Source organism: Enterobacter sp. BNK-14, assembly GCF_047456095.1.
In the GTDB taxonomy this organism is placed as follows: Bacteria; Pseudomonadota; Gammaproteobacteria; order Enterobacterales; family Enterobacteriaceae; genus Enterobacter; species Enterobacter kobei.
Genome location: NZ_CP179897.1, coordinates 3,109,380 through 3,121,562, shown reverse-complemented (window position 1 = coordinate 3,121,562; position 12,183 = coordinate 3,109,380). Strand labels below are relative to the sequence as shown.

General features: G+C 55.1%; 12 protein-coding genes. 3 read left to right on the top strand and 9 right to left on the bottom strand.

Going from position 1 to position 12,183, the window contains the following annotated elements; genetic code table 11:
- Positions 1–51 precede the first annotated feature (51 nt).
- Entirely contained in the window at positions 52–1,035 is a 984-nt protein-coding gene (locus ACMGGM_RS14860; protein ID WP_250365941.1) for a quinone oxidoreductase, read from the top strand.
- 184 nt (positions 1,036–1,219) lie between these two features.
- Here ACMGGM_RS14860 and pspG read toward each other — a convergent pair whose 3' ends face one another.
- The 4 genes from pspG to ACMGGM_RS14840 form a co-directional block, all read right to left on the bottom strand.
- Positions 1,220–1,462, bottom strand: coding sequence for an envelope stress response protein PspG (gene pspG / locus ACMGGM_RS14855; RefSeq protein ID WP_014882144.1), 243 nt, complete (start codon positions 1,460–1,462; stop codon positions 1,220–1,222).
- Between the two features lie 136 nt (positions 1,463–1,598).
- Entirely contained in the window at positions 1,599–2,594 is a 996-nt protein-coding gene (dusA, locus tag ACMGGM_RS14850) for a tRNA dihydrouridine(20/20a) synthase DusA (protein WP_063944083.1), read from the bottom strand.
- A gap of 82 nt (positions 2,595–2,676) precedes the next feature.
- Positions 2,677–3,936: a conjugal transfer protein TraF gene (gene traF, locus ACMGGM_RS14845; protein WP_176602214.1), complete on the bottom strand. Its 1,260-nt coding sequence runs from the start codon at positions 3,934–3,936 to the stop codon at positions 2,677–2,679.
- Between the two features lie 223 nt (positions 3,937–4,159).
- A complete protein-coding gene (locus ACMGGM_RS14840) occupies positions 4,160–4,648 on the bottom strand; it encodes a cupin domain-containing protein (protein ID WP_014882141.1) in 489 nt (162 codons plus the stop codon).
- A gap of 115 nt (positions 4,649–4,763) precedes the next feature.
- Between ACMGGM_RS14840 and zur the strand changes: the two genes are divergently transcribed.
- Positions 4,764–5,276: a zinc uptake transcriptional repressor Zur gene (zur, locus tag ACMGGM_RS14835; RefSeq protein ID WP_014882140.1), complete on the top strand. Its 513-nt coding sequence runs from the start codon at positions 4,764–4,766 to the stop codon at positions 5,274–5,276.
- A gap of 48 nt (positions 5,277–5,324) precedes the next feature.
- Here the strand turns inward: zur and ACMGGM_RS14830 are convergent, their stop codons facing one another.
- The 4 genes from ACMGGM_RS14830 to ACMGGM_RS14815 all read right to left on the bottom strand — a co-directional run bounded on the left by ACMGGM_RS14830 (position 5,325) and on the right by ACMGGM_RS14815 (position 8,141).
- On the bottom strand, positions 5,325–5,534 hold the full coding sequence (locus ACMGGM_RS14830) for a CsbD family protein (protein WP_014882139.1): 210 nt from the start codon (positions 5,532–5,534) through the stop codon (positions 5,325–5,327).
- A 120-nt stretch (positions 5,535–5,654) separates the two neighbouring features.
- A complete protein-coding gene (gene dinF, locus ACMGGM_RS14825) occupies positions 5,655–6,992 on the bottom strand; it encodes an MATE family efflux transporter DinF (protein ID WP_063944085.1) in 1,338 nt (445 codons plus the stop codon).
- Between the two features lie 63 nt (positions 6,993–7,055).
- Positions 7,056–7,664 carry a transcriptional repressor LexA gene (gene lexA / locus ACMGGM_RS14820; RefSeq protein ID WP_014882137.1) on the bottom strand — a complete coding sequence of 203 codons (609 nt, stop codon included), beginning with the start codon at positions 7,662–7,664 and terminating at the stop codon, positions 7,056–7,058.
- Between the two features lie 108 nt (positions 7,665–7,772).
- Positions 7,773–8,141, bottom strand: a complete 369-nt coding sequence (locus ACMGGM_RS14815) for a diacylglycerol kinase (protein ID WP_014882136.1) — start codon at positions 8,139–8,141, stop codon at positions 7,773–7,775.
- A 154-nt stretch (positions 8,142–8,295) separates the two neighbouring features.
- On the opposite strand from ACMGGM_RS14815, the gene plsB reads away from it, so the two are divergent.
- Complete coding sequence (plsB, locus tag ACMGGM_RS14810; protein ID WP_014882135.1) at positions 8,296–10,716, top strand: glycerol-3-phosphate 1-O-acyltransferase PlsB; 2,421 nt, start codon at positions 8,296–8,298, stop codon at positions 10,714–10,716.
- A gap of 126 nt (positions 10,717–10,842) precedes the next feature.
- On the opposite strand, the gene gntU is transcribed toward plsB, so the two are convergent.
- Positions 10,843–12,183, bottom strand: a complete 1,341-nt coding sequence (gntU, locus tag ACMGGM_RS14805; protein ID WP_014833577.1) for a gluconate transporter — start codon at positions 12,181–12,183, stop codon at positions 10,843–10,845.

Sequence of the window (12,183 nt, the reverse complement as noted above, 5' to 3'; positions counted from 1 at the left end):
CGAGATAAAGAGTGGGTCGAAAGATTACCATATTTTTCTTACGGAGGGAGCATGGCAACGCGCATTGAGTTCCAGAAACACGGCGGTCCGGACGTACTGAAAGCGGTGGAGTTTACCCCCGCAGCGCCTGGCGAGAACGAAATCCAGGTTGAAAACAAAGCTATCGGCATTAACTACATCGATACCTATATTCGCGGCGGTCTCTACCCGCCTCCGTCAATGCCGAGTGGTCTGGGCACCGAGGCGGCCGGTGTCGTCATTAAAGTGGGCAGCGCGGTTAAGCATATTAAAGAGGGCGACCGCGTGGTGTATGCGCAATCTGCGCTGGGCGCTTACAGCTCCGTCCACAACGTTCCGGCGGATAAAGCCGCTCTGCTGCCTGGCGCTATCTCCTTCGAGCAGGCGGCCGCTTCGTTCCTGAAGGGGTTAACGGTTTACTATCTGCTGCGCAAAACCTATGAAATTAAACCCGACGAGCAGTTTCTTTTTCATGCCGCAGCGGGTGGCGTGGGGCTGATTGCCTGCCAGTGGGCGAAAGCCTTAGGCGCGAAACTCATCGGTACCGTAGGCAATGCCCAAAAAGCGCAGCGTGCGCTGGACGCGGGGGCGTGGCAAGTGATCAACTATCGCGAAGAGAGCATCGTCGAGCGCCTGAAAGAGATTACTGGCGGTAAAAAAGTGCGCGTGGTGTATGACTCGGTGGGCAAAGACACCTGGGAGGCGTCGCTGGACTGCCTGCAACGTCGCGGGCTGATGGTGAGCTTCGGGAATGCGTCAGGCGCTGTCACTGGCGTCAATCTTGGCATCCTGAATCAGAAAGGCTCGCTCTACGTGACCCGCCCTTCCCTGCAGGGCTATATCACCAACCGGGAAGAACTGGAGGAAGCCAGCAACGAGCTGTTCTCGCTGATCGCCAGCGGCGTGATTAAGGTGGACGTGGCGGATGCGCAGAAATATCCGCTGACCGATGCGCAGCGTGCGCATGAGGTGCTGGAAAGCCGGGCGACAGAGGGTTCAAGTTTACTCATTCCCTGAGCCCCAAAAAGAAATTGGGCTTCCCGTGGGAAGCCCTTTCTTTTTTTAGTTCGGCTGTATGTAGGGTACAGCTCGATGAATTCTGTAGCGGCAGCCATAGTGACAGATTCGATAAGTAAATCCTATTCTGTTCTAAGTAATGCTGCCGGGAAAGTTACAAGTATGTGACGAACCCCTCAATACCTTAGTAACGGAAGCGGTTATTGCGCTGATAAGTCGGCAGTTTTGGTGATTTAATCGCCCGTATCGCCCACACCACCGCAATGGCCAGTAATAACCACGGCAGCAGTTTGATGGTCAGGGCAAACAGTCCGCCGATAAACATCACCACCGTCGCCACGACGAGCGCAGCGAGAATGCCGAGCAGCGAAACGCCCGTGGCTAACAGCATGACAAAAAAGCCAATGACAAAAAGTAGTTCCAGCATGGTGCTCTCCCACGAATTCCCGAGTAATACAGTCTGTATTACAAGAATCATGCCAAAACTAAACCATTGTTCTTAAAGAAAAACGCCCCGCAATGATATGCAGGGCGTGGTGAATTTGACGATCTTTTAGCGAAAATTATCGCTTATCTGCGACCAGTCGCAGCGCATGTTCCAGCACCTCGATATCCGCACCGGCTTTATGTGCGTTCTCACTGAGGTAACGACGCCACTGCCGCGCCCCCGGTATGCCCTGGAACAGGCCCAACATATGGCGGGTAATGTGGCCGAGATACGTGCCGTTGCTCAGCTCGCGCTCAATGTAAGGATACATGGCGCGCACGACGGCAACCGGATCGGTATCGGCGCCGTCAACGCCAAAGATTTCACGGTCGACCGTCGCCAGAATGCCCGGGTTCTGATAGGCCTCGCGTCCGACCATCACGCCGTCCATATGTTCGAGGTGCGCTTTGGCTTCTTCAAGCGACTTAATACCGCCGTTGATCGACATCGTCAGATGCGGGAAATCACGTTTAAGCTGATATACGCGCGGATAGTCCAGCGGTGGGATCTCACGGTTCTCTTTCGGGCTCAGGCCGGAGAGCCAGGCTTTACGGGCGTGGATGATAAACATCTCGCATTCGCCTTTGCCGGACACCGTGTTGATGAAATCGCACAGGAATTCGTAGCTGTCCTGGTCGTCAATGCCGATACGGGTTTTGACCGTCACGGGAATGGAGACCACATCACGCATCGCCTTGATACAGTCGGCAACCAGCTGCGCGTTCCCCATCAGACACGCACCGAACATACCGTTTTGCACACGGTCTGAAGGACAGCCAACGTTGAGGTTAATCTCGTCATAGCCGCGCGCTTCCGCCAGCTTCGCACACTGCGCCAGCGCGGCCGGATCGCTGCCACCCAGCTGCAAGGCAACCGGATGCTCTTCTTCACTGTATGCCAGATAGTCGCCCTTGCCGTGAATGATTGCACCAGTGGTCACCATTTCGGTGTACAGCAGCGTATGGTGGGAGAGCTGACGCAGGAAGAAGCGGCAGTGTCTGTCCGTCCAGTCGAGCATTGGCGCAATGGAGAAACGGTGTGCTGGGAAAGCGGTCTGGTATTCTGACAACATGGCGAAGTTTTAAGCATCTGGTGGAAAAGGGGCGCTACTATAGCACAAAGAAAAGCCGGAGGCGCAGCGCCTCCGGTGCACTTTAGAACGTCATGCTTAGCTGTGCCCCTGCGCCCCAGGTTTCGTCTTCACCGTAGAGGCCCATCAGGTCAACATGCACGGTGTTGAACGGCGCGAAGCCGACACCACCGGTAAAGACGTTGCTGTCGTTACCCTTCACGTCAGCGCGATAACCTGCGCGTACCGCCAGCCAGCTCAGCGGGGTCACTTCAGCACCTACCCCAACATACTGCGACGTATCTTCGCTCTTGAAACCTTTGGTTTCGGTCAGATCGCCATCAGCGGTCAGCGTAACAAGATCGTTGTGCCAGGCGGCGCCCGCGGTGACCAGCGGACGGATCTGGTAGGTGTCTTTATAGCTCACCACTTCTCCCGTACGCCCATTGCGGATGCGGATATCCTTGCTGTCGATATCGCGTGACATCAGGTTTTGCCCGCTCAGGCCGACCGTCCAGTTTTCGCCAAAATCAGCGGCAATACCAGCATCAACGTTAAAGCCCGTATCGTCTGTACGGTAGCGGCTATCGTTCCACTTATTACTGTCGTAATCGTAGATGGAAGTGGTGTAGTTATAGATCCAGGTTTTTTGCAGTTTTGGCGTGACGCCAACGGAAACCGGGATGCCCCCGAGATCGAACTGACGGGCAACCGCAATACCGTAGTCGGACACAATCGCCGCACGGCCAGACGCCGTTGAGTTGAGGTTTTTGGTAATCTGATCCGTGCCATTCAGCGCTGCATCCAGGGCAACGCCGGCAGCAACCACATCGCTTCGTTGAATACTGCGCAGATAATCAATATCTTGCTGGTCGATAGATGAGCTAACCCGACCATGAGCATAACCTTTGGCCATAAAGGCAACGGAAAGCACATCGTTAGGGATACTCACGGCAAGTCCTGCCCCTGCCGTTGCACGTGCAGTTTTACCCTTGAGATAGTCCAGTTCATCGGCAAGATCTTTGGCCGCGCCCTGGAACTGGTTGATCGAACCTAACGGATTGGTGATGACTTCAATAGGCGTAAGGTTATCAACCACATCCTTATAGTGATTGATTTTGTCGTTGATGGTATCAATCTCATCCTGAAGATTGTCTTCATCCGTCACCTGCACCCCAACGGATGGCAAAATGACCGTCACATCATCGTCCGGTTTTGCCTTTGCCAGCAGCGCGGGGTTGATTAACGCTCCGCTGCCATAACTGCCAGCGGCTACGCCCGTCCCGCCCATGGCGTCGCTACGTGATTCTGTCCAGGTATTGGCTGCTCCCGCCTGATTTGCCATAAACAGGGAAACAGCAATGCTAACCACCGAAAATTTAAAATGTTTTTTCACAGTATGCCCGTAATAGTTTGTTATTAGATAACCCCTGTCTGTTATCACCCAAACAGGAACGAACTATTGCTGTGAATAAGAAGCAAAAGACCCGCTATTTCTTTCCCTAAGTGAAATTCCCTTACGGCCTGTTGTAATTTGTGACGGCCTTCAATATTTATAGAAGAGGAAATTATTTTTTCACAGGTTTTCCATCATGCGGGCCAAAAAACTGCGGAGGATGGTCAACCCAGCGATCCTCCCGCGTGGCGGCATAGACCGGATTGAGCGGATAGTAGATGCGGTTGTGCTTCTTGTTGGCCTCGCCCACCACCAGTAATCGAACCTCTTCATCCGTGTTGTTGATAAAGGTATGGCAGACGCCAGTTCCGGCAGGAAATCCCACGCTGTCGCCGGGTTCAAGTTTCCACAAATAGCCATTAATCCAGGCTTCAGGATAGCCCTCAAGCACGTAGATAAACTCTTCTTCGTCACTCTCTGCATGGGGATAGGATGTCCGACGCCCGGGCAATAAACGCTCATGATGAATGCCGATACGTCGGAGGCCAAGGCTGCGGGCCAGCGGTGCACCGATAGAAAAGAGCTCATTACTGTCGGGGTAGGTGGCGTCATCCGGCCCTTCTATGTCGCGCCAGTGCTTAATACAGTCTGGTTTTTTCATGATGATATTCCCGATTTGCGATGCGTCAGGTATAGCACAGCCTGACGGATATCGGTGTTTTTACCAGAACATGATAAAGTGAGGGTTTTACTTCCCAGAACATCCGAGGTGCTCAATGGATAAGTCCACAAAAGAGCTGTTAGCGCAGGCCGAAAAGCTGTGCGCGCAACGCAATGTGCGCCTGACTCCGCAGCGCCTTGAAGTCTTACGTCTGATGAGCCTGCAACAGGGTGCCATCAGCGCCTATGACCTGCTCGACCTGCTCCGCGAAAGCGAGCCGCAGGCTAAACCGCCGACAGTGTATCGCGCGCTGGATTTCCTGCTGGAACAAGGATTTGTTCATAAAGTGGAATCCACAAACAGCTATGTACTGTGCCATCTTTTCGATCAGCCCACCCACACGTCGGCCATGTTTATCTGCGACCGTTGTGGCGTAGTGAAAGAAGAAGCTGCGGAAGGCGTGGAAGACATTATGCATACGCTGGCGGCAAGAATGGGGTTTGCCCTGCGTCATAATGTGATTGAAGCACACGGGCTGTGTTCAGCGTGTGTCGAGGTGGAAGCGTGTCGACATCAGGATGAGTGTCAGCATGACCACTCTATTCTGGTGAAAAAAAAGCCGCGTTAGCAGCAAAAGAAAAGGCGGCCTGAAGCCGCCCCAGTAGGTTATTCAGCGTTACCAGCGGTAATCGTTGCGGGTTTCCCAGTCTTTGACTTCGTTTTCCGCCTGATCTTTCGCGTAGCCGTAACGTTCCTGAATTTTACCGACAAGCTGATCGCGCTTACCTTCAATGACGGTCATATCGTCATCCGTCAGCTTACCCCACTGTTCTTTCGCTTTACCTTTGAACTGCTTCCAGTTGCCGCCGATTTCGTCTTTATTCATCATCGTGTCCTCTTAGTTAAGCGTCGGGTCGTAACGTCCGTTACGTTCTTTTCTGCTGGACGTGATAATTATTGTAGTTAAGGATTCGGCGGTTGATTTCATATTCGGAATCTTTAACCATCACGATATATCGTGATGCGAAGGAAACCAGGTATTTTTTTGCCAGTGGCGGCGCCATATAAAAGCCAGCGACAGGCCACGCAGAGAGAGAAAGACCGCAAGCGCCAACCACAAACCATGATTACCCAGCCAGGGAAGCGTCAGCAGCGTCAGGCCAAATCCTGCCGCCGCAACGGCCATACTGTTACGCATTTCCGCCCCGCGCGTCGCACCAATAAACATGCCGTCCAGCAGATAACACCAGACACCCACCACCGGTAAGATGACTTGCCAGATGAGATAGTGGCTCGCCAGTTCGCGCAGCGCAGGGAGAGAGGTCAGTAAGGCAACAATCTGTTCGCCGAAGCAGGCATAGACCACAGCAAACACCAGCGCTACCAGTCCTGACTGACGGCAGGCTGCCCGCCAGACATCATGAAGCTGCCCGCTTTCACGCGCGCCATACGCCTGCCCCGAATGTGCTTCAACCGCGTAGGCAAAGCCGTCCAGCGCATAGGCGGTAAACGTCAGCAGCGTCATCAATACCGCGTTGACCGCGACGATTTCAGGCCCCAGCCGTGCACCGAAGACCGTCAGCGCGCCGAAGCAGAGTTGCAGAAGCAGCGAGCGCAGCATGATGTCACGGTTAAGCGCCAGCAGCTTACGAATATTGCCGCGCCATGCGGTTTTCAGCAGCGCGAGGGAGATCCCGCGCATCGCCAGCACGCGCCAGACCATCCACAGCCCCATCACAAAGGTCCCGTATTCAGCAATCGCCGTCGCCAGTGCCGCGCCCCGCACGTTCATATGGAGGCCCATCACCAGCCAGAGATCCAGCACGATGTTGAGCAGGTTTCCCACGACCAGCAGAATCACTGGCGCACGAGCATACTGAACGCCCAGTAACCAACCCAGCAGAACCAGATTTGCCAGCGAAGCGGGCGCACTGAGCCAGCGGATTTCGAGAAAACGTCGCGCCTGCTCCAGTACCGCCTCACTGCCGCCAACGATATGGAGCGCAAGGTCAATCAGGGGATCGCGGAGTAAAACGATTAACGCGCCCGCGCCTAACGCAAGAATCAGCGGCTGCACCAGCGCCCGCGCCAGACGTAACGGATCTTTTGCACCATACGCCTGTGCCGTGAGTCCGGTGGTGCTCATGCGCAAAAAGAGCAGCAGCATAAAGAGGAAGCTGGTTGCCGTCGCGCCAATCGCCACGCCGCCAAGATAGACAGGGGAATCGAGATGCCCAATAACGGCCGTGTCGACCAGACCCAGCAAGGGCACGGTAATATTGGAGAAAATCATCGGCAGTGCAAGACGCCACAATGCCTTATCGGATGCCGTCAGCAGTGACATGAGAAACACCGGGAGTGGTCAATAAGGCAGGCTACAGCGGAACCGTAGCCTGTCAGGAAGAGATTACAGCCATTCACCGTTGCGAATCACACCGACCGCCAGACCTTCGATAGAGAAGCTCTGTTCGCGGAGATCGACCACAATAGGAGAGAACTCGCTGTTTTCGGGCAGCAACTGAACGGTGTTACCCTGCTTTTTCAGACGCTTAACGGTCACTTCGTCATCAATGCGCGCGACCACCACCTGGCCGTTCCGCACATCCTGCGTTTTGTGTACCGCCAGCAGATCGCCGTCGAGAATGCCGATATCTTTCATCGACATGCCGCTTACGCGCAGCAGAAAATCTGCGCTCGGCTTGAACATACCAGGATCAACCTGGTAGTGGCCTTCGATATGCTGCTGCGCCAGCAGCGGCTCACCCGCAGCAACACGGCCTATCAGCGGAATGCCCGTCTCTTCTTCCACCAGCAGGCGGATACCGCGTGACGCGCCTGAAACAATTTCAATCACGCCCTTACGTGCCAGCGCTTTCAGGTGTTCTTCGGCAGCATTCGGAGAACGGAAGCCCAGACGCTGAGCGATTTCCGCACGCGTGGGTGGCATACCCGTCTGGCCGATATGATCCCGAATGAGATCAAACACCTCTTGCTGCCTGGTCGTTAATGCTTTCATTCCGCCCCCTGGGTGTATATACAGTTATGCTGTGAGTATATACAGTCAAAGGTGAATTTGGAACCAAAAACTGCACAAAAAACCAGGGACTTAATTATTCCTCGAGGCTCATCGGAAATGTGACCAAAGCAGCGTGACCCAGGTAATGACTGCAGTGATAATCGCCAGCAGCACAGCGGCAGAACCCATGTCTTTCGCGCGACCGGAGAGCTCGTGGAATTCTGAGCCAATACGGTCAACAACGGCCTCAATAGCGCTATTGAGAATTTCCACTATCATCACCAGAAGCACGGAACCGATGAGAAGTACGCGGGTAATAGCATCGACATCAAGGAAACAGGCGATGATGACCGCGATGATAGCGGCGACACCTTCCTGACGAAAGGCGGCTTCGTTGATCCACGCGGCACGGAAACCTTTCCATGAATAGCCGGCGGCTTTGATGATACGCGTTAACCCAGTGGTATTATTGGCCATTAAAAGAACCTTTTATGAAAAAAAGCGTCAGTAACAGGAACTGTAGCGCGTTTCGCTACAGCCTGAAGTATGACGGGTAACAACAGAAATTTTGCGCGCTTTCTGTTATCCTTGCGCCGCAATTGCATTATTAACCAGAGGCTTTACATCGTTTATGTCCGGCTGGCCACGAATTTACTACAAATTACTTAATTTACCATTAAGCATCCTGGTAAAAAGCAAGTCTATCCCAGCAGAACCCGCGCTGGAATTGGGGCTCGATACGTCGCGTCCTATTATGTACGTTTTGCCTTATAACTCGAAGGCAGACTTACTGACCCTTCGCGCCCAATGTCTGGCGCATGACTTACCTGACCCGCTTGAACCGCTGGAAGTCGACGGCACGTTGCTGCCGCGCTACGTGTTCATTCATGGCGGGCCGCGTGTATTTACCTATTACACGCCAAAAGAAGAGTCCATTAAGCTGTTCCACGACTATCTCGACCTGCACCGCAGCAATCCCGATTTGGATGTGCAGATGGTGCCGGTATCGGTGATGTTTGGCCGCCGTCCGGGCCGTGAAAAAGGCGAAGAGAATCCGCCGCTGCGTATGCTTAACGGCATCCAGAAGTTCTTCGCGGTCTCCTGGCTGGGACGCGACAGCTTTGTGCGCTTCTCCCCTTCCGTTTCACTGCGCCGAATGGCAGATGAGCACGGTACCGACAAGATCATCGCGCAGAAGCTGGCGCGCGTAGCACGTATGCACTTCGCCCGTCAGCGCCTCGCGGCCGTCGGGCCACGACTCCCGGCGCGTCAGGACCTGTTCAACAAACTGTTGGCCTCCAAAGCGATCGCCCGCGCCGTTGAAGACGAAGCGCGTAGCAAGAAGATTTCGCATGAGAAAGCCCAGCAGAACGCCATTGCGCTGATGGAAGAGATTGCCGCGAACTTCTCTTACGAGATGATTCGCCTTTCCGATCGTATTCTCGGCTTTACCTGGAACCGCCTGTATCAGGGCATCAACGTTCATAACGCCGAGCGTGTACGCCAGCTGGCGCATGATGGCCATGAAATTGTCTATGTCCCCTGCCACCGCAGCCACATGGACTACCTGCTTCTCTCCTACGTGCTCTATCACCAGGGGCTGGTACCACCGCACATCGCGGCCGGTATTAACCTGAATTTCTGGCCAGCGGGCCCGATCTTCCGCCGCCTGGGCGCCTTCTTTATCCGTCGTACCTTCAAGGGCAATAAGCTCTACTCCACCGTGTTCCGCGAGTATCTGGGCGAACTGTTCAGCCGCGGCTATTCCGTGGAGTACTTCGTGGAGGGTGGTCGCTCCCGTACCGGACGTCTGCTTGATCCGAAGACCGGCACGCTGTCGATGACCATTCAGGCGATGCTGCGCGGCGGAACCCGTCCGATCACGCTGGTGCCTATCTACATTGGTTATGAGCACGTCATGGAAGTGGGTACGTATGCCAAAGAACTGCGTGGCGCAACCAAAGAGAAAGAGAGCCTGCCGCAGATGTTGCGCGGCCTGAGCAAGTTACGCAACCTGGGTCAGGGCTACGTGAACTTTGGCGAGCCAATGCCGCTGATGACGTACCTGAACCATCACGTTCCGGAGTGGCGCGAATCCATCGATCCTATCGAAGCGGTTCGTCCTGCCTGGCTGACACCAACGGTTAACGGCATTGCATCCGAGCTGATGGTGCGTATTAACAACGCGGGGGCGGCTAACGCCATGAACCTGTGCTGTACCGCGCTACTGGCTTCTCGTCAGCGCTCCCTGACCCGTGAACAGCTCACGGAGCAGCTGGACTGCTACCTGGACATGATGCGCAACGTGCCTTACTCGGTTGATTCAACGGTTCCTGCGGCTACCGCCAGCGAGCTCATCGATCACGCGTTGCAGATGAACAAGTTTGAAGTCGAGAAGGATACGATCGGCGACATTATCATTCTGCCGCGCGAACAGGCCGTGTTGATGACGTACTATCGCAACAACATCGCGCATATGCTGATGCTGCCGTCGCTGATGGCGGCTATCATTACCCAGCATCGCCACATTTCACGTCAGGAGCTATTGCGTCACGTTGATACGCTCTACCCGATGCTGAAAGCGGAGCTGTTCCTGCGCTGGAGCAAAGATGAGCTGGCCGTTGAGCTGGATAAACTGACGGAAGAACTTCGTCGTCAGGGGCTGATCACCGTTGCCAACGATGAGCTGCATATCAATCCGTCACGCTCCCGAACCCTGCAGCTGCTGGCGGCCGGTGCGCGCGAAACGCTGCAGCGCTACGCCATTACGTTCTGGCTGCTGAGTGCGAACCCGTCGATCAACCGCGGTACGCTGGAGAAAGAGAGCCGGACGCTGGCACAGCGCCTGTCTGTGCTGCACGGCATTAACGCACCAGAATTCTTCGACAAAGCGGTCTTCAGTTCCCTCGTGCTGACGCTGCGTGATGAAGGCTTCATCAGTGATACGGGCGATGCCGAGCCAGAAGAGACGCTGAAGGTTTACCAGATGCTGGCAGAGCTGATTACGTCAGATGTGCGCTTGACGATTGAGAGCGCGACGCAGGGCGAATGATGTAAAAAAGCCGGGTGGTGGTTTCACCTTTCCCGGCCTGATGTTCTGCATAAGATGAAAAGATTAAGGCCCGGTCAGCGTTAACGCTACCGGGCCTTATTTTTGAGCCGGGTTAAATCACCGCATTCAGCTCAGCAAGGTAAAGGCAATCATCCCGACAATCGCACCCGTCGTACCGAGGATGGTTTCCATCAGCGTCCAGGTTTTCAGGGTTTGCGCTTCGGTGGCGCCGGTAAATTTACCGAACAGCCAGAAGCCAGCGTCGTTAACGTGAGAGACCACAATTGAACCGCCCGCGATACAGATAGACAGCGCTGCCATCTGCGCACCGGAGTAGTTCAGCTGTTCAATCACCGGCATTACCAGACCCACGGCGGTTAAACACGCCACGGTGGCGGAACCCTGGATAATACGCACGGCCGCCGCCAGCACGAAGCAGGTTACCGCAATCGGCAGGCCCATTCCGGTCAGCGCTTCACCCAGAGCCGGGCCCACGCCAGAATCCACCAGCACCTGCTTGAACACGCCACCGGCACCAATCACCAGCAGGATAATACCCGCAGGCTGCAGCGCGGCACCGCAGATCTCCATCACGCGGTCTTTCGGCATTCCCTGACGCATCGCCAGGCCATAAATAGCCACCAGACACGCCACCAGGATCGCCGTAAACGGGTGACCAATGAACTCAAACCATTCGTAGGCGGTAGAGCCCACCGGCACAAAACGCGCTGCGATGGTTTTCAGACCCACGAGGACCAGCGGGAGCAGGATCAGTGACAGACTGAAGCCAAAGGACGGCATTTTGCCTTCGCCCAAATGCGGCTCGGTGATGTCATCCGGAATGTGCAGCTCAACGTAACGGCTAATGAAGTTGCCCCACAGCGGGCCGGCAATAATCATTCCCGGGATCGCGGCGCACAGGCCAATCAGGATCATCCAGCCAAAGTCAGCGTGCATCTGGGAGGCCAGAAGCATCGGCGCGGGCCCAGGCAACAGAAACGCTGCCGCTGCCGCCACGCCCGCAAACAGCGGAATGACCAGCTTCACGAGGTTGGTACCGGTATGACGCGCCATAGAGAATGCCACGCTAATCAGCAGCACAACCGCCACCTCGAAGAACAGCGGCAGCGCGCAAATCAGACCCGCCAGACCAATCGCATAGTGCGCGCGGCTGTGGCCGAAGGATTTCAGCATCTTGACGGCAATCTGATCGACCGCGCCCGTCTCATGTAAAATCTTGCCAAACATCGCGCCCAGCGCGACCACTATCGCCAGGAAGCCGAGCGTGCCTCCCATCCCTTTTTCCATCGTCGCAGCGATCTTGTCGAGCGGCATACCGGAAAAGAGACCTGCACCAATAGAAACCACCATCAAAGCAACGAAGGCGTGCATACGCGCCTTCATCACTAAAAACAGCAGCAGCAATACCGAACCCACTGCTGTCAAAACTAGCGTTAATGTACTCAA